Origin of the sequence: Rhabdothermincola salaria (genome assembly GCF_021246445.1) — a bacterium.
In the GTDB taxonomy this organism is placed as follows: Bacteria; Actinomycetota; Acidimicrobiia; order Acidimicrobiales; family Acidimicrobilacustridaceae; genus Rhabdothermincola_A; species Rhabdothermincola_A salaria.
The window spans coordinates 755,610-772,962 of the sequence record NZ_JAJQXW010000002.1 but is presented as its reverse complement, the minus strand read 5'-3'; the positions used below and the strand labels follow the sequence as shown (position 1 = coordinate 772,962).

Below are 17,353 nucleotides of genomic sequence, written 5' to 3'. Positions count from 1 at the left end.
TGATCAGACGCCGGTCGAGGGCACGGGACCGCCCTCGACGGGGGCGTAGAGGTTGCCGCCACCGTCGCGGGCGAAGCCGACGAGGACCAATCCGGCCCTCCGAGCGGTGTCCACGGCGAGCGCGGAGGGCCCGCTCACCGCCACCATCGACGCGAACCCGGCGGCCCAGGCCTTGGCCACCAGCTCGAAGGACGCCCGCCCGCTGACCACCAGACCCATGCCGGTGGCCGGGAGGTGGTCGTCGAGGAGCAACCGCCCCACCACCTTGTCGACGGCGTTGTGTCGCCCGATGTCCTCGCGCACCTCCACCAGGTCGGCCTCGGCGGTGAACGCGGCAGCGGCGTGCACCGACCCGGTGGCGTCGAACAGGCCCTGCGCGTCGCGGAGGAGATCAGGAGCGGCCAGCAGCACCTCGAACGCCGGCCCGTGGACCGGGGGCAGCGGGGCCAGCCGGTCGGTGAGCTCGTCGAGCGTCTGGGAACCGCACAGGCCGCACGACGACGTGGCCGGTCCCAACCGGGGGGTGGGGGGCGGGGCCAGACCGCCGGTGTCCACCGAGACCACGTTGAACGCCGTCTCGACGGCCGAGCCGGTGGCGCAGTAGCGGCAGGTGCGCACCTCCGCGCCGCCGAGCAGCCCTTCGGTGAAGCAGAACCCCACCGCCAGCTCGAAGTCGTGGCCCGGCGTGCGCATCGTGGTGGCCACCAGGGTGCCGTCGAGGTGGATCGAGAGGGGCTCCTCGACCACGACCTCGTCGGGTGCACGGCGCAGCGAGCGGCCGTCGAACCGTCGGGTGAGCACGGTCTCGCTGCGGCCTCGGGACATGGCCCCCACGCTACCGACCAGGGCCATCGCTCCCCCGGAGCAGCCGGTCGCCGGGGAACGCTCGTCGCGGTCGGGCGACTACGGGTGCCGGACGTCACGGCCGTACACTGAGCCCTCTGGGGCGCGACGCCGGCAACGGAGCCGGCCGACAAGGACGCACGGACGATGGGCATCGACAACGAGCACGAGAGCTCGCCCCCCGATCGGGAGTACCCGGTCCTCGGCGACCCCTTGCCGCTCCCGGTGACCACCCAGCCCGTCGACGGATCCGAGCCGGCCGAGCGGGGGACGGCCGGTCTCCCGACCCGCTTCGGGCACATCCCGGCGCTCGACGGGCTGCGGGCCGTCGCCGTGCTCACCGTGCTCGCCTACCACTTCGGCGCCGGCTGGCTCCCCGGCGGCTTCCTGGGCGTCGACACGTTCTTCGTCCTCTCCGGCTACCTCATCACCTCGCTGCTGCTCGTGGAGTGGGGGCGGTCGGGCACCACGGACCTGGGGGCGTTCTGGGTCCGGCGGGCCCGGCGCCTCCTGCCCGCCCTGTTCCTCGTGCTCGCCGTGGTGGCCATCTGGGCGGCGATCGCCTGGCCGGCCGACCGGCTCGGGTCGGTGCGGTCGGACTCGCTGTGGACGCTCTTCTACGGCGCCAACTGGCACTTCATCTTCACCGAGCAGTCCTACTTCGACCTGGTGAGCGCCGCCTCGCCCCTGCGCCACGCCTGGTCGCTGGCCATCGAGGAGCAGTTCTACCTGGTGTGGCCCCTCATCTTCATCGGGCTGGTGCGCCTCGGGCGGGGCAGCACCCGCTGGTTGGTGGGGCTCAGCGTGGTCGGCACGGTCGCTTCCATCTGGGCCATGGCCGCCTACTTCGACGAGGGCGATCCCTCCCGGGCCTACTACGGCACCGACAGCCGGGCCCACGGCCTGTTGATCGGCGCGTTGTTGGCCGTCGCCCTGGCGCGGTACCCCCTCGGCCGCCTCCGTGCCCGCCATGCCCCTCCCGGTGTGGTGTCCCGCTACGGACCGCTCGGCATCGGCGTCGTGGGCGCGGCCGTCATGGGGGTGCTGTTCGCCACCGCCGGCGACCGGTCGGCGTGGCTCTACCCGTGGGGCTTCGTGGTCTTCGAGCTGGCCGTGGTGGCCGTCATCGTGGCCATCAACGCGCCCGGCCCCTCGCCCCTCGCCGCCGTGCTGTCGTGGCGCCCGCTGCGGTGGGTGGGCGCCGTCTCCTACGGCCTGTACCTGTGGCACTGGCCGGTGCTGGTCTTCCTCAACGAGGGCAGCACGCGCCTCGAGGGGTTCTCGCTGTTCCTCCTTCGCCTCGGTGTCACCGTCGGGGCCACCGTCGCGTCCTACTACTTGCTCGAACAACCGATTCGGCACGGACGATGGCTGCACGGATGGAAGGGCTGGGCGGCGGCGCCGGTGGGCTTCGCTCTGGCGGCCTCGGTCATCGTGGTGAGCACCCGCGACGCCGAGCCACCACCTGACTTCCTCGTGGCCAACCCCGAAGAGGTCCTGACCTTCGAGTCCGACGTGCCGATCCCCACCACCGCCCCACCGACGACCACGCCCCCGGAGTCCACCGAGTCCACCGACGCCGTGCCGTCGACCACCACGCTGCCGCCTCGCGACATCGGCCGGGTGCTGATGATCGGGGACTCCATCGCCGCGTCGGTGGCCCCGGGCATGGCCCAGTTCGCCACCAACAGCGGCCAGAGCTTCACCGCCTCCACCCTGCCGGGTTGCAGCCAGATCACCGGGTTGGCCACCCCCGGTCCCGGCCAGGAGCCCTTCCCGTGGGCTCAGCCCTGCGAGACCGAGACCATCCGGTTGCAGAGCGGCCTGGCCGCCTCCAAGCAGGCCTCGACGGTCCTGTGGATGTCGAGCTGGGAGACATCTGACCGGCTGGTCGACGGGACCTTCTACGAGTTCGGGACCCCCGAGGCGGACGACGTGATCCTGCGCCTCATCGACGAGGCCAAGCAGCGCATCCTGCAGGGCACCGACTCGCTGCTGGTGCTGGTGCAACAACCGCCCAACGCCTGGTCGCAGATGATCGGGCCCCCTGACGACCTCAACGCCGAGCGCATGGCCCACATCAACGAGCTCTACGAGCGCTACGCAGCCGCCCACCCCATCGACACCCGCGTGCTCGACCTGGCCAGCATCGTGTGCCCCACCGGGCATCCGTGCCCCGAGCAGGTCGAGGGTCTCGCCCCCCGCCCCCGTGACGGCGCCCACTACTCCGAGGAGGGCGCCTCCTGGGTGGCGGCCAAGCTCTACGAGCAGCTCCAGGTGATGGCCACCTGAGGCGGCGACCTCCCGCTGCCGCCGCCCCGACCGAGCGACTCCGCCTACTGTCCCCGCGATGGCCCCGCCCCTGCACCCGTCGCTCGCCCCGATCGCCTTCCTGCTCGGCGAGTGGGAAGGCCTCGGTGAGGGCCGCTACCCGACCATCGACGACTTCTCCTACGGCGAGCACCTCACCTTCGGTCACGCCGGCAAGCCCTTCCTGAGCTACGCCCAACGCTCCTGGGACCCGGCCACCGGCGCACCGATGCACGTGGAGACCGGCTACCTCCGCGTCACCGAGGCGGCCGTCGGCCAGCCGGGTGCGGGGGTGGAGATGGTGGTGAGCCAGCCCACCGGCATCGTCGAGGTCCTGGTGGGCACGGTGGTCGACGACGCCCTGCGCCTGCACTCGACGGTGGTCGCCCTCACCCCCACGGCCAAGGAGGTCGTCGAGGTCGAGCGCGAGCTGCGCCTGCAGGACGGCGTACTGGTCGGCCGCCTGGCCATGGCCGCCGTGGGTCGCCCCCTCACCCACCACCTCGCCTCACGACTCGCCCGGCCCCCGGCCTAGGGGACCCAGGCCGGGGCCGGTCACGGTGCCGGGGAGAAGACATGGGCGCGGCCCCGATCACGGCCTCGACGACCCCCTACGGCCGCGCTCGCGGTGCCGGGCTGGCCCCAGTCAGGCGCTCAGAGCTGGGAGATCCGGTCGGCGTCGAGGTTGGCCCGTTCGACGACAGGACCGTCCACCGCCGAGGCGAACGACGGGTCGCACTCGTAGGCGCCCTCCTCCGACGGAGCCGCCCGGACGAAGGTGGTGCCCTCGAGCTTCACGAGGATGCCGCAATCGGTCGGGAGGTTCTCGGCGGGGTTGCCCGAGGCGTGGAGCCCGCCGCCGGTCCACTCGGTGACACCGGACAGCTCCTCGAAGACACATTGGCGGGTGAGCTCGGATCCGCAGGCCTGGGCCGCGGTGGCCCAGAGCAGGAAGGCGGAGGTCGACTGCATGCCGAGGAGGCTGGTGCGACCCCCCGCGGCTTCGATCATCTCCAGGTACTGGGCGGTGGCCGGGTTGAGGTCGGCCTCCTCGAACGGGATGTAGGAGAGGCGCATGTAGACGTCGTCGCCGAAGCCCGACGTGTTCCAGTCGCGGAAGGCCTCGTCGTAGAAGTTGGTGTCCACCAACCACGTGGGCCGGTAGTCGAGCTGGTCGGCGGCCTCGAGCATGTTGCGGAAGTTCGGGTTGGGGCTGCCGACGAAGTACACCATCTCCGCCCCGCAGTCCTTCAGCTTCTGGGCGAAGGGCTTCCAGTCGGCCTCACCCTGGATGTTGTACTCCTGGTCGCAGCCGATGAAGGTCCACCCCAGCTCGGGATAGGCGGAGATGGCCTTGTCGCGTGTGTCGATGGTGGCCGAGTAGTTGGCGTAGACGATGGCGGCCTTGTCGACCTTCTCCGGGTAGAGCTCGGCCAGCTGGGCGGCGGGCGCCCCGACGGTGAAGTCGGCGGGCACCGGGAACGCCTCGACCTTCAGCGGTCCGTTGGCGAACTGGGGGCTCACCGCGAAGCCGGGCACCGACGGCATGGCGCAGGCCCGACGAACGCTCTCCTGGGATGCGTCCAACGACCACCCCTGGCCCACCAGGAAGAACTCCCGCTCGCAGGCCTCGGTCATCACGTTGTTGACCTCGGTGATCTTGGCGTCGTAGTAGGTGCCCTCGATCGAGCGGCCGTTGATGCCGCCCTGCTCGTTGCACCAGTCGATCATCGCCGACACGGCGTCGGAGAGCTCCCGGTTGAGGCCGGGTGAGTTCTGGAACCCGGCGTCGTCGCCGTAGCCGATCTGGATCGCCGTGTCGGTCACGCCCTGGTCCGTGGCGCCGGTGGCGTCCCCGGGCCCGCACGGGGAGGCGAGGTCGCCGAACATCCCCTGGCCGGACTCGCCGGACGCGGCGGTGGTCTCCGTCGTCGGGTCGTCACCGCCACCGTCGGCCTCGTCGTCACGGCCGCCGCCGCAGGCGCCGACCGCCAGGCCCAGCACGGCGACGACCGCCGCCACACGCTTCCAACCCATGGGTCCCCCTCGCGCCGCCCCACCCGGCTGGTGTGCGGTAGGTCACTCGACCGGGACTGTATATCGTATTTCCTATCCGGAACCGGGCGCCCGGCGCTGCCTCGGGCCACGGTCGCACCGTGCCCGACCACCCCGGTGGGCCCCACCGGCAGCGGCGCGGCCGCAGATGCCGGGCGTCTCCGAACGACGCCGGACGCGGAACGGGGCGCCCGATGGGCGCCCCGTTCCTCCAGCGATGGGCTCCGGCGAGGCCGGGGCCGTGGGGACTAGAAGTCCTCCATGCCTCCGGGCATCCCGCCGCCACCCTCTTCGGGACCGTCGGCGATGACGGCCTCGGTGGTGAGGAACAGCGCCGCGATGGAGCCGGCGTTCTGCAGCGCCGAGCGGGTGACCTTGGCGGCATCGATGATGCCGGCCTTGACCAGGTCCTCGTACTCGCCGGTGGCGGCGTTGAGGCCCTCGCTCGGGGTGTCGAGGTTGCGCACCCGCTCGACCACGACGCCGCCCTCGAGGCCGGCGTTGGTGGCGATCTGCTTGATGGGCTCCTCCAGGGCGTGGGCCACGATGCGGGCACCGATGGCCTCATCGGGGTGGAGGTCCTTGAGCATGTCGAGCACCTTGGCCTGGGCCCGGAGCAGGGTGACGCCACCACCGGCGACGACACCTTCCTCGATGGCGGCCTTGGTGGTGCTCACCGCGTCCTCGATGCGGTGCTTCTTCTCCTTGAGCTCCACCTCGGTGGCAGCGCCGACCTTGAGCACCGCGACACCGCCGGAGAGCTTGGCCAGGCGCTCCTGGAGCTTCTCGCGGTCGTAGTCGGAGTCGGTGTTGTCGATCTCGGCCTTGATCTGGGCGATGCGACCCTGCAGGTCGGCGTCGTCGCCCGAGCCCTCGACGATGGTGGTCTCGTCCTTGGTGACCACGACCTTGCGGGCCTGGCCGAGCAGGTCGAGGGTGGCGTTCTCGATCTTGAGACCGACCTCTTCGGTGATGACCTGGCCGCCGGTGAGGATGGCCATGTCCTGCAGCATCGCCTTGCGGCGGTCACCGAAGCCGGGGGCCTTGATGGCCACCGAGTTGAAGGTGCCGCGGATCTTGTTGACCACGATGGTGGCCAGGGCCTCGCCCTCGATGTCCTCGGCGATGATGACGAGCGGCTTGCCCGACTGCATGACCTTCTCGAGGACGGGCACGAGATCGCGCACGGCGGTGATCTTGGAGCCCACGAGGAGGATGTAGGGGTTCTCGAGGACCGCTTCCATCCGCTCGGTGTCGGTGACGAAGTACGGCGAGATGTAGCCCTTGTCGAAGCGCATGCCCTCGACGAGGTCCATGCCCATGCCGAAGGTCTGGGACTCCTCGACGGTGATGACGCCGTCCTTGCCCACCTTGTCGATGGCCTCGGCGATCATGGTGCCGATCTCGGCGTCGGCGGCGGAGATGCCGGCGACCTGGGCGATCTGGCTCTTGTCGTCGACCTCGGCCGACACGGCGCGGATGCCCTCGACGGCGGCGGCGACACCGGCTTCGATGCCCTTCTTGACCGACATCGGGTTGGCGCCGGCGGCCACGTTGCGCAGGCCCTCGCGGACCATGGACCAGGCCAGGACGGTGGCGGTGGTGGTGCCGTCACCGGCGACGTCGTCGGTCTTCTTGGCCACCTCCTTCACCAGCTCGGCGCCGATCCGCTCGAAGGGATCCTCGAGCTCGATCTCCTTGGCGATGGACACGCCGTCGTTGGTGATGGTGGGAGCGCCCCACTTCTTGTCGAGGACCACGTTGCGGCCCTTGGGGCCGAGCGTGACGCGCACGGCGTCGGCGAGCTGGTTCATGCCTCGCTCGAGCGCCCTTCTGGCCTGCTCGTCGAATTCGATGATCTTCGGCATCGGCTGCTTTCCCTCCGTTGGGTGTTAGCACTCTCGGTCGGAGACTGCTAACAGCAAACCACCCCATCGGCGAGACCGCAACCTCGTCGATCAGCCTCCGGCGACCGCCTGCATGATCGAGACGGTGGCGCCGTCGGGCACCGGCGTGGACAGACCGTCGAGGAAACGGACGTCGTCGTCGTCGACGAAGACGTTGACGTAGCGCACCAGGTTGCCCTCGTCGTCGAGCAACTTGGCCGAGAAGCCCTGGTGGGCGGCGTCGAGGTTGGTGAGGACCTCCTGGACCGTGGATCCCTCGACCGGGACCTGGGTCTGCCCGCCGGTCATGGTGCGAAAGACGGGGGGCACGCGGACGGTGACGCTCATGGGTGGCTTCCTTCTCACTGGTGATCGACGCTCGGTCACCCGGCGGGGCAGACGTGCCCTGCGGGACCGGACGACGATGCTACCGGGCGTGGGATCATGTCCCCCGTGACCGCCCCCCGGCTCCGCACCCACGACGCCGCCGAGTTCCGCGTCGAGGACCTCCTGGCCGCCAAGGGCGACACGACCGTCTCGGTGTGCATCCCGGCTCGCAACGAGGAGACCACCGTCGGCGCCATCGTGGCCACCATCCATCGCGAGCTGGTCGACGACCTCGGCCTGGTCGACGAGATCGTCGTCGTCGACGACCACTCGAGCGATCGCACCGCCTCCGAGGCCACGGGCGCCGGCGCCCGGGTGGTGGCCGCCGAGGAGGTGCTCGCCGACCACGGTCGGGGCCACGGCAAGGGCGAGGCGCTCTGGAAGTCGCTGTTCGCCTCCACCGGCGACGTGGTGGTGTGGTGCGACGCCGACGTGCAGGACTTCAGCCCCCGGTTCGTGACCGGCCTGCTCGGCCCGCTGCTCACCGATCCCGAACTGGCCTTCGTGAAGGGCTTCTACGAGCGCCCCGTCGACGGGCAGGTGCGCGGCGGAGGCCGCGTCACCGAGCTGGTGGCCCGACCGGTGCTCACCTTGTTGTTCCCGGACCTCGCGGGCGTCGTGCAGCCCCTCTCGGGGGAGTACGGAGGTCGCCGAGAGGTCCTCGAGCAGCTGCCCTTCGTCGAGGGCTACGGCGTGGACATCGCGCTGCTCATCGACATCGCCGAGCGCTTCGGGGTGCACCGGCTGGCGCAGGTCGACCTCGGCCAGCGCGTCCACCGCAACCGACCACTGCACGAGCTGTCGCCGATGGCCGCCCAGGTGCTGCAGGCGGCGCTCCGGCGCGCCGCCCCCGGCCTGGCCCCCGACCGGGCCCTGCTCACGCCGCCCGAGCTCGAGGCCGTGGAGATCTCCTACCGGGAGCGTCCGCCGCTGGCGTCGGTGCCGGCGTACGGGCGGCGAACCGGCGCGAGCCCGACGGGCTGAACGCCGATCCGAGCACCCGCCCGAGGCGGCCTCAGTCGCCGAGCTGGGCGATGACCTCGTCGCCGAACGCGGCGAGGGTGCGGGCCGGGGCGAAGTCGCAGAACCACGGGTAGACCCGCTCGATGCCGTCGTCGGCCAGGCGGCCGAAGTGCTCCACCAGCTCGGGACCGGTCCCGATGACGGGGCTGGAGCGCCCGAACCGGCGTCGGGCCGCCTCGGTGACCTCCTCGCGGCTGGCCTCGTCGGGCACGTAGGCCACCATCTGCTGGATCGACACCCGGGCGTCGCCCACCTGGTCGCGCAGCTCGTGGACCTTGTCCAACAGCCCGACGTGGAGGTTCCACCAGTCGGCGTGCTCTCGGACCAGCGCCAGCGTCTTGGGCCCGGCCCCGCCGATCACGATCGGGATCCGACCCTGCGGCGTCGGCTGTTGCACGGCCGCGTCGAGGTGGTGGAACTCACCGTCGTAGGTGACGCTCTCACCGGCCCACAGGGCCCGCACCACCTCGAGCGTCTCGCGCAGGCGCTCGACCCGCTCACGCGGCCGGCTGGACCCGACCCCGAAGGTCTCCAGCTCGGTGGGCACCGAACCCCAGCCGATGCCCAGCTCGAAGCGGCCCCCCGACGCGTGGTCGATGGACACGGCCTGGCGGGCCAGCACGGCGGGGTGTCGGAAGGCGTCGCACAGCACCAGCGAGCCGACCGCCAACCGTTCGGTGTGGGCGGCCAGCCAGGTCGTGGTGACCATGGCCTCGTACATCGGCTGGTCGTCGGCCATCGGAGGGGCGAGGTGGTCCATGCCGGTGATGCCGACGAAGCCGGCGGCCTCGGCCGCCCGGGCCCGCTCGACCAGCTGGTCGAAGGACATGCGCATCTGGGGCAGGAACAGGTTGAACTGCAAGGTGGTCCCTCTCGGTCGTCGTCGGGTCCGGCCGTGCCGTCGCCCGCCCCCTCGTCGGCATCGACCCTACCGAGGGTCGCGAGCACCGGCCGGCGGTGCTGCGAACTCGGCGCCCACCGGGCCCGGCGACCACAATGGCCGCCGACGCGACCGACCCGACCGGCCTCGCTCCCCAAGCGATCCCGAGCTGACGGAGACGACCTCACCTCATGGACCTCGACGAGTACCGAGCGGGTCTCGACGCCTGGCTCGAGCACCACGCCGAGGCGTTGGCCCCCGCCCACGAGGGCAAGGGCACGCTGGACGAGCAGCTGGCCCAGATCGAGAAGGTGAAGCGGCTCGCCTTCGACGCGGGGTGGATGCGCCACGGGTGGCCCGAGCGGGTCGGGGGCCTGGGTGGATCCACCCTCCTGCGGGCTTACCTCCAGGAGGCCGTGACGGCCCGCGACCTGGTCGAGCCCGGCCTCTTCTCGATGCAGGAGGTGCTCGCCCCCACCATGATCGACTTCGCCTCGCCCGAGCTCGGGGCCATCATGGTCCCCCGCCTGCTGCGGGGCGACGAGACGTGGTGCCAGGGCTTCTCGGAACCGGGCACCGGATCCAACCTCGCCTCGCTGGCGTGCCGGGCCGTCCGCGACGGCGACACCTGGCGGGTGACCGGCCAGAAGGTCTGGACGAGCTTGGCCCAGTACGCCGAGCGGTGCGTCCTGCTCACCCGCACCGGAACCGTGGAGTCGGCCCACCGGGGCATCACCGGGCTCTTCGTCGACATGGACTCGCCGGGGATCACCGTGCGCCCCATCGAAGCCGTGCACGGCTCCGAGGAGTTCTCCGAGGTCTTCTTCGACGACGTGGTCGTGCCCGCCGAGCGCATGCTGGGCGCCGAAGGGCAGGGCTGGAGCGTGGCCATGGACCTGCTCCCCTACGAGCGCAGCACCGCCCTGTGGCAGCGCGCCGCCTTCCTGCACCGCCGTCTCCAGCAACTGCTCGAGCTGGCCCCGGCCGACAGCCTCGACCCGGTGCGGCTGGGCGAGGTCACCCAGACCCTCTACGCCTTCCGTGCCCGTTCTCGCGCCACCCAGCACCGCATGGCCGACGGGGGCACCCTCGGGCCGGAGACCTCGATCGACAAGGTGCTGTTGGCCACCACCGAGCAGGCCGTGTTCGACCTCTTCGCCGACGCCCTCGCCGCCGAGCTCACCACCGGCGACGACCCGGCCAGCAGCCAATGGCGGGCCGAGTTCCTCTACTCGCGGGCCGCCTCGATCTACGGCGGGAGTTCGGAGATCCAGCGCAACATCATCGCTCGCCGCCTCCTCGACCTCGGGAGCGACCGCTGATGGACGGCGACGACCTCGCCCTGTTCGAACGCAGCCTGCGCGCCGCGGTCGAGCGGCGCTCCAGCGCCGAGCTCGACCACGCGCTCGACGACCTGGGGTGGCCCGACGCGCTGCGCAGCGATCCGCAAGCGGCCGTGTCGTCGCTGTTCGCCCTGCAGGGTCGGGCGCACGCCACCTCCGACGCCCTCACCGGCGTGGTGGCCGACGCGCTGGGGATCGACTGCGACCTCGACACCGGCATCGTGTTGCCGGCGGCGGGCCGATGGGCGGCTCCCGGTCGCCTCGAGGGTCGGACCCTGCACGTGCACGGGGCGGCCCTGGCCGCCTTCGCCTCCAGGAGCGAGGCGCTCGTCGTGGCCACGGCCGGCGACGACGTGGTGGCGGTGACCGTGCCCACGGCGTCGCTGCCGCGGCGACCGGTGGAGGGGATCGACCCCTGGATGGGCCTTCAGGAGATCGACGCCCGGGGCCTCGAGGCCACCGCCGTGCCGCAGCCGGTCGCCGAGGGGTGGCCGGCTGCGGTCGCCCGGGCCCAGCTGGCCCTGGCCCACGAGCTGGTCGGCGCGAGCCGTCGCATGCTCGAGCTGGCCCGAGAGCACGCCCTCGAGCGCGAGCAGTTCGGTCGGCCCATCGCCACCTTCCAGGCGGTGCGCCACCGCCTGGCCGACACCCTCGTGGCCATCGAGACCGCCGACGCCCTCGTCGACGCGGCCTGGCTCGACGGCACCGCCCGGACCGCGGCCATGGCCAAGGCGGTCGCCGGACGGGAGGCCAGGGTGGCGTCCAAGCACTGCCAGCAGGTGCTCGCCGGCATCGGCTTCACCGCCGAGCACGAGCTGCACCGCCACGTGCGGCGGGTGCTGGTGCTCGATGCGCTCTTCGGCACGTCCAAGGCCCTGACCGCGGCTCTGGGCGCGGAGCTGGCCGGCAGCCGCCGCCTCCCGCCCCTGCTCCCCCTCTGACCATCCGGCAGGGCCGGCGGCCACTCCCTACGCTGACCGTGACCGCCGGGCGGCCGCGCCCACCGACGACCGCGGAGGACCTCGATGGCGACCGAGCGACCGGCGATGGGCCGATGGTTCGAGGATCTCACCCCGGGCATGGTGATCGACCACGCCGTGACCCGCACCGTGACCGAGTGGGACAACACCCAGTTCTCGGTGATGACCATGAACCCCCAGCCCCTGCACCTCGACCAGTCGTTCGCGGAGACGACCGAGTTCGGCCAGCGGGTCGTCAACAGCCTCTACACGCTCTCGCTGCTCATCGGCCTCACCGTGTACGAGACCACCCACGGCACCACCGTGGCCAACCTGGGGTTCGGCGAGATCGCCTTCCCCGCACCGGTGTTCCACGGGGACTCGATACGCGCCCGCACCGAGGTCCTCTCCGCTCGACCGTCGTCGTCACGGCCCACCCAGGGCGTCGTCGAGTTCGAGCACCAGGCGTTCAACCAGCACGACGACCTGGTGGCCCGTTGCCGGCGTTCGGCGCTCATGCGGCGCCGCCCGGCATGAGCGCGGTCGACCGGCGCTGGCGCAGCCTGCTGTTCGTGCCCGCGAGCCGACCGGACCTGGCCGCCAAGGCACCCCGCTCGGAGCCCGACGCCGTGGTGCTCGACCTCGAGGACGCCGTCCCCGCCCATGCCAAGGACGAGGCCCGGGCCGGCCTCACCGCCGTGCGGGCCGAGCTGCCGTCGGGGCTCTCCGTGTGCGTGCGGGTCAACCCACCCGGCACCGAGTGGTTCGAGGCCGACGTGGCCGCCCTGCCCGCCGATCTGGCCGCCGTCGTGGTCCCCAAGGTCGAGACCGTGGGGCAGCTGGATCGCCTCGAGCACCTCCTCGGCGACCGCCCGGTGGTCGCGGGCCTGGAGACGGTGCGGGGCGTGGTCGACGCCCGCCTCCTGCTGCAGGGCCCGGTGGTCGGTTGCTACTTCGGCGCCGAGGACTACGTCGCCGACCTCGGCGGGGTGCGCACCCCCGACAACGCCGAGGTGGCCCACGCCCGCGCCTCGGTGGCCATGGCCGCCCGGCTGGGAGGCGTGCCCGCCCTCGACATGGTGACCCTCGACTTCGGCGACGCCGAGCGCTTCGTGCTCGAGGCCCGCCAGGCCCGGGCCCTCGGCTACTCCGGGAAGCTGTGCATCCACCCGGCCCAGGTCGGCCTGGCCAACGAGGCGTTCCTCCCCTCGGCCGAGGAGCTCGACTGGGCCCGACGCCTCCTCGCCGCCTTCGCCGACGCGGGAGGCGCCACCATCGCCTTCGAGGGCCTCATGGTCGACGAGGTCGTCGCGGCCCGGGCCCGAGCCGTCCTCGCCACCGCGGGCGACGACTGATCCCGCCTCAGCGGCGGTCGCTCGGGCCGCAGTGGGCGAGCACGGCTCGCACCGCCGCGGCGCAGGGGTCGGCCCGCGAGGCGTCGGCGCCCACGAGCTCGCTGAGCGACACCACGGTGAGGTGGTCGGGCAGGGCGGGCAGGGGGTCGACCACCTCGCCGACCACGGCCAGCACGGGCACGCCCACCTCGGCCGCCAGCTCGGTCACGCCGCCCACCACTTTGCCGGCGAATGACTCCTGGTCGAGGAAGCCCTCACCGGTCACGACGAGGTCGACGTCCTCCATGAGCTCGTCGAGACCCACCTCCTCGGCGACGACCTCGAAGCCCGAGACCAGGTCGGCCCCCACCGTGGCCAGGCCCCCGGCCAGCCCTCCGGCGGCCCCGGCCCCGACCAGGGCGGTGACGTCGATGCCCGACTCCCGCTCGTAGACCTGAGCGAGGCGAGCCAGGCGACGGGAGAGCAGCTCCACCTGGGCCGGCGACGCCCCCTTCTGGGGACCGAAGACGGCGGCGGCGTCGACGAACGAGGTGGTCACGTCGCAGGCCACGACGAGCTCGACGCCCCGGAGCCGTTGGGGTGGGTGCAGGGCCTCCAGCGCCCCCAACCCGCCGTCGGTGGTGGCCGAACCGCCCACGCCCACGAGGACCCGGGTGGCGCCCGACTCGACGGCCAGGGCGATCAGCTCACCGGTGCCGGCCGTGGAGGCCCCGATCGGGTCGTTGGCCTCCGGGCCCCCCACCAGGGCCAGGCCCGACGCCCGGGCCATCTCGATGACGGCCGCCCGGCGGTGCAGGCGCCAGGCCGCCTCCACCGGCTCGCCGAGGGGCCCGCGCACGGTGGCCACCCGGTTGGGGCCACCGAGTGCGTCGAGGAAGCCCTCCCCGCCGTCGGCCATCGGCACCCCGGTCGCCTCGTGACCGTCTCGGGCGAGGGCGGCCACCAGCGCCTCCGTCACCTCGACGGCGGTGGCCGTCGACTTGAACTTGTCCGGGGCCACCAGCACGCGCACGTCCCCATCCTGGCCCAGCTCGGGGCGACCGGGCCCGGCCGGACAGCCGGTCGGGACGAGCCGAGGGCTCAGAGCAGGTAAAACGCACCCATGGCCCAGCGACCCGTGGTGATCGTGTCCAACCGAGGTCCCGTGACCTTCCAGGTCGCCGACAGCGGGGACCTGGTCGCCAAGCGTGGCGCCGGAGGGCTGGTGTCGGGCATCGGCCCGCTCGTGGCCGGGACCGACGCCACCTGGGTGGCAGCCGCGATGAGCGACGGGGACCGGCGAGCCTCCGAACAGGGGGTGGTGGAGGCCGAGGGCTTCCGCGTCCGCAGCCTCGCCATCGACCCCGATCAGTACCGGATGGCCTACGACGTGGTGTGCAACGCCACCTTGTGGTTCCTGCACCACGGCCTCTACGACCTGGCTCGCCGGCCCCGCTTCGACACCCGCTTCCGCGAGGCGTGGCAGGCCTACCGCGACGTCAACGCCGCCTTCGCCGAGGTGGTGGCCGACGACGCACCCGACGGGGCGGCGGTGCTGGTGCAGGACTACCACCTGGCCCTGGTGGGCGGGATCCTCGCCCAGCGCCGGCCGGACCTGCGCACCGTGCACTTCAGCCACACCCCGTTCGCCAACCCCGACACGTGGCGCGTCCTGCCCACCGACCTCGGGGCCGAGCTGCTCGAGGGCATGGCCGGGCACCACGCCTGCGGCTTCCACAGCCGCCGTTGGGCCGACGCCTTCGCCGCCTGCTGCGCCGAGCAGCTGGGCCGCACCCCCACCACCTTCGTGTCCGCCCTCGCGTCGGATCCCGACGACATCGGGGCGGTGGCCGCGTCACCGGCCTGCGCCACCGCCCTCGACGAGCTCGACCACCTCGTCGGCGACCGCGCCTTCGTGGTCCGGGTCGACCGCATCGAGCTGTCGAAGAACATCCTGCGCGGCTTCGCCGCCTACGAGGACCTGCTCGAGCGGTATCCGCAGTGGCGCGAGCGGGTCGTGTTCGGGGCGTTCGTCTACCCCTCACGAGAGGGGCTGCCGGAGTACCTGGCCTACCGCCAGGAGGTCGAGACGGTCGTGCGCCGCATCAACGAGCGGTGGGGGACACCCGGGTGGGAGCCCATCGTCCTCGACCCCACCGACGACTTCCCCCGGTCGGTCGCCGCCCTGCGCCGGGCCGACGTCTTCCTCGTCAACCCCATCCGCGACGGGCTGAACCTCGTCGCCAGCGAGGGGCCGCTGGTCAACGACCGCGATGCGCTGCTGCTGCTCAGCCCCGAAGCCGGCATCTGGGACTCCCTCGGCGACGTGGCCCGCGCCGTGCACCCCTACGACGTGAGCGGCACCGCCGACGCCCTCGCCGACGCCCTGGCCGTCGGACGGGCCGCGCGGGCCGACGAGGGTCGGGCGCTCAAGGCGAGGGCCGGCGCCCGGCGCCCCGCCGACTGGCTCGACGAGCAGCTCGACGCCGCCGGGTGAGCCGCTCGTGACCACCGCCGAGCCCACCGAGCCGTCCGGTACCGAGACCGGCATCCGCCTGACCGGGCGGGGCGTCGCCGTGTTCGCCGCCCTCGCCGCCGCCGTCGTCGCGCTGGCCCTCGTCGTCCCGGCCCTGGCCGACCGCTTCCAGTCGGCCAACGGGGGCGTGCTGCTGAGCGATGTCGCCAAGGGCTGGTCCCACACCGTGCTGCACCCTGCCTACTGGGTGTTCCTGGCGGTGCTCGCCCTGCTCGAGTGGCGCTGGCCGGCACGACGGGGGGAGGGCCTGCTCAGCACCGGCGGCGCCCAGGACCTGGCCTGGTTGCTGCTGGCCCCCTTCTTCACCCTCACCCTGGTGGCCGGGTACGTGCACGTGCTCGACGCCCTCTACGACGGTCCCCTCGGCGGCACCGCCCTCGACGTCGAGGGCACGCTGGGCACCGCCGTCGCCTTCGTGCTGGCCTTCCTCCTCGCCGACTTCTTCATGTGGTTCAGCCACTGGGTGCGCCACAAGGTGCCGCCCCTGTGGCGCTTCCACCAGGTGCACCACTCCCAGCGGGCCATGAGCGCGCTGACCGACAACCGGGTGCACTTCTTCGAGTCGATCGTGTCGGCCACGCTCGCCTACGTGCCCGCCCGCCTGCTCGGGCTGGGCGACGAGGCGGCCCTGCTGTTGGCGCTGGGCACCGTGTACTTCACGGGCTTCACCCACGCCAACCTGCGCACCAACCTCGGGCCGCTGCGCTACGTCGTCGTCACCCCTCAGTCCCACCGGATCCACCACTCCACCCAGGAGCCGCACTGGGACAAGAACTTCGGGGCCATCTGCAGCATCTGGGACCGCCTGTTCCGCACCCAGTACCACCCCGCCGACGAGTACCCGGGGGTGGGGATCGACGACCAGGACTTCCCCCTGGAGCACTCGACCCGCCCCGCCGCGGTGCTGGCCACCTACGGCCGCCAGCTGGTGTACCCGTTCCGCAAAGTGGCCGCCGACCTCCGCCGCTGACGGCGTCAGACCAGATCCAGGGCCCGGCGTTCAGCGCCCGGCGCTCAGGTCAGTCGGTCGGCGAGGGCCCCGAGGAGCTCGAGGGCGCCCTCGGGCCCGTCGACGTGCACGTCGGCGGTGTCGGCCAGGCGCTGGTCCTGCTCGTCGGAGGACACGGCCACCTTGACCGTGGCCACGCCCCGCTCGGCCAGCACGTCGAGCGCGGCGAACGCCGGCAGGTCGCCCACGTCGTCGCCCAGGAAGCACACCGCCGCCAAGCCGTCGGCCAGGTCGAGCAGGGCCGTGCCCTTGTCGGCGGGCACCGGTGGGTGCAGCTCCACCGACATGCGCGCCGAGTTCTTCTCGAGCCCGGTGCGCACCGCCTCGGCCGCCGCCCAGGCCTCCACCTCACCGGCGAGCTCGGGGTGCTCTCGGTAGTGGAGGGTGACCGACAGCTCTTTGTGCTCGACGCGCATGCCGTCGGGCCCGCCGTCGCGTGCGGCGGTCACCACCTCGTCGACCACGGGGGCCCACGCGGCGGCCTCGGGATGGTCGTCGCGGGTGCCGCCCACCACCCGCTGCAGGCCGTACAGACCCGAGACGGTGACCGAGCTGGGGAAGAAGCGCTCGAGGAAGGCCACCGGGCGTCCCGAGATCACCGCCACCCGGGCCACCACGCCGGCCAACCGGTCGAGGACCTCGACCGACCCGTGGAGCGGCCGCGACGTGTCGGGGTCGGCGACGATGGCGGCCAGCGTGCCGTCGAAGTCGGTGAAGACCCCGGCCCGGTGGGGCGCGGCCAGGACACCGTCGAAGGCGAGGAGCGCCTCGGCCGGGTCGGTGGCCAC

General features: G+C 72.5%; 16 protein-coding genes. 9 read left to right on the top strand and 7 right to left on the bottom strand.

Going from position 1 to position 17,353, the window contains the following annotated elements:
* Positions 1-3: 3 nt before the first annotated feature.
* Positions 4-825: a formate dehydrogenase accessory sulfurtransferase FdhD gene (locus LUW87_RS12830; RefSeq protein WP_232671570.1), complete on the bottom strand. Its 822-nt coding sequence runs from the start codon at positions 823-825 to the stop codon at positions 4-6.
* Positions 826-990: 165 nt separating this feature from the next.
* Here LUW87_RS12830 and LUW87_RS12825 point away from each other — a divergent pair, with 165 nt between their 5' ends.
* Together LUW87_RS12825 and LUW87_RS12820 are read left to right on the top strand one after the other, a co-directional pair.
* Positions 991-3,135 carry an acyltransferase family protein gene (locus LUW87_RS12825; RefSeq protein ID WP_232671569.1) on the top strand — a complete coding sequence of 715 codons (2,145 nt, stop codon included), beginning with the start codon at positions 991-993 and terminating at the stop codon, positions 3,133-3,135.
* A gap of 58 nt (positions 3,136-3,193) precedes the next feature.
* A complete protein-coding gene (locus LUW87_RS12820; protein ID WP_232671568.1) occupies positions 3,194-3,688 on the top strand; it encodes a nitrobindin family protein in 495 nt (164 codons plus the stop codon).
* Positions 3,689-3,807: 119 nt separating this feature from the next.
* Here the strand turns inward: LUW87_RS12820 and LUW87_RS12815 are convergent, their stop codons facing one another.
* The 3 genes from LUW87_RS12815 to LUW87_RS12805 all read right to left on the bottom strand — a co-directional run bounded on the left by LUW87_RS12815 (position 3,808) and on the right by LUW87_RS12805 (position 7,442).
* Positions 3,808-5,190 (bottom strand): ABC transporter substrate-binding protein, encoded by a 1,383-nt coding sequence (locus LUW87_RS12815; RefSeq protein WP_232671567.1) that lies wholly within the window; start codon positions 5,188-5,190, stop codon positions 3,808-3,810.
* Between the two features lie 266 nt (positions 5,191-5,456).
* Positions 5,457-7,076: a chaperonin GroEL gene (gene groL / locus LUW87_RS12810; protein ID WP_232671566.1), complete on the bottom strand. Its 1,620-nt coding sequence runs from the start codon at positions 7,074-7,076 to the stop codon at positions 5,457-5,459.
* Positions 7,077-7,166: 90 nt separating this feature from the next.
* Positions 7,167-7,442, bottom strand: a complete 276-nt coding sequence (locus tag LUW87_RS12805) for a MoaD/ThiS family protein (RefSeq protein WP_232671565.1) — start codon at positions 7,440-7,442, stop codon at positions 7,167-7,169.
* Between the two features lie 96 nt (positions 7,443-7,538).
* On the opposite strand from LUW87_RS12805, the gene LUW87_RS12800 reads away from it, so the two are divergent.
* Complete coding sequence (locus LUW87_RS12800; protein WP_249420154.1) at positions 7,539-8,465, top strand: glucosyl-3-phosphoglycerate synthase; 927 nt, start codon at positions 7,539-7,541, stop codon at positions 8,463-8,465.
* 31 nt (positions 8,466-8,496) lie between these two features.
* Here the strand turns inward: LUW87_RS12800 and LUW87_RS12795 are convergent, their stop codons facing one another.
* Entirely contained in the window at positions 8,497-9,366 is an 870-nt protein-coding gene (locus LUW87_RS12795) for an LLM class flavin-dependent oxidoreductase (protein ID WP_232671563.1), read from the bottom strand.
* 209 nt (positions 9,367-9,575) lie between these two features.
* Between LUW87_RS12795 and LUW87_RS12790 the strand changes: the two genes are divergently transcribed.
* The 4 genes from LUW87_RS12790 (at position 9,576) to LUW87_RS12775 (ending at position 13,041) form a co-directional block, all read left to right on the top strand.
* Positions 9,576-10,706 carry an acyl-CoA dehydrogenase family protein gene (locus tag LUW87_RS12790; protein ID WP_232671562.1) on the top strand — a complete coding sequence of 377 codons (1,131 nt, stop codon included), beginning with the start codon at positions 9,576-9,578 and terminating at the stop codon, positions 10,704-10,706.
* Positions 10,706-11,668 carry an acyl-CoA dehydrogenase family protein gene (locus tag LUW87_RS12785; protein ID WP_232671561.1) on the top strand — a complete coding sequence of 321 codons (963 nt, stop codon included), beginning with the start codon at positions 10,706-10,708 and terminating at the stop codon, positions 11,666-11,668. The genes LUW87_RS12790 and LUW87_RS12785 overlap by 1 nt, the downstream gene beginning before the upstream one ends.
* Before the next feature lie 84 nt (positions 11,669-11,752).
* Positions 11,753-12,223, top strand: coding sequence for a MaoC family dehydratase (locus LUW87_RS12780; RefSeq protein ID WP_232671560.1), 471 nt, complete (start codon positions 11,753-11,755; stop codon positions 12,221-12,223).
* On the top strand, positions 12,220-13,041 hold the full coding sequence (locus tag LUW87_RS12775) for an HpcH/HpaI aldolase/citrate lyase family protein (RefSeq protein WP_232671559.1): 822 nt from the start codon (positions 12,220-12,222) through the stop codon (positions 13,039-13,041). Before LUW87_RS12780 ends, LUW87_RS12775 begins: the two co-directional genes overlap by 4 nt.
* A gap of 7 nt (positions 13,042-13,048) precedes the next feature.
* On the opposite strand, the gene LUW87_RS12770 is transcribed toward LUW87_RS12775, so the two are convergent.
* Positions 13,049-14,053 (bottom strand): glycerate kinase family protein, encoded by a 1,005-nt coding sequence (locus LUW87_RS12770; protein WP_232671558.1) that lies wholly within the window; start codon positions 14,051-14,053, stop codon positions 13,049-13,051.
* A gap of 90 nt (positions 14,054-14,143) precedes the next feature.
* Between LUW87_RS12770 and LUW87_RS12765 the strand changes: the two genes are divergently transcribed.
* On the top strand, positions 14,144-15,517 hold the full coding sequence (locus LUW87_RS12765; RefSeq protein ID WP_232671557.1) for an alpha,alpha-trehalose-phosphate synthase (UDP-forming): 1,374 nt from the start codon (positions 14,144-14,146) through the stop codon (positions 15,515-15,517).
* Between the two features lie 7 nt (positions 15,518-15,524).
* Positions 15,525-16,526 (top strand): sterol desaturase family protein, encoded by a 1,002-nt coding sequence (locus LUW87_RS18470; RefSeq protein WP_232671556.1) that lies wholly within the window; start codon positions 15,525-15,527, stop codon positions 16,524-16,526.
* A gap of 44 nt (positions 16,527-16,570) precedes the next feature.
* On the opposite strand, the gene otsB is transcribed toward LUW87_RS18470, so the two are convergent.
* Positions 16,571-17,353 carry a trehalose-phosphatase gene (gene otsB / locus LUW87_RS12755; protein WP_232671555.1) on the bottom strand — a complete coding sequence of 261 codons (783 nt, stop codon included), beginning with the start codon at positions 17,351-17,353 and terminating at the stop codon, positions 16,571-16,573.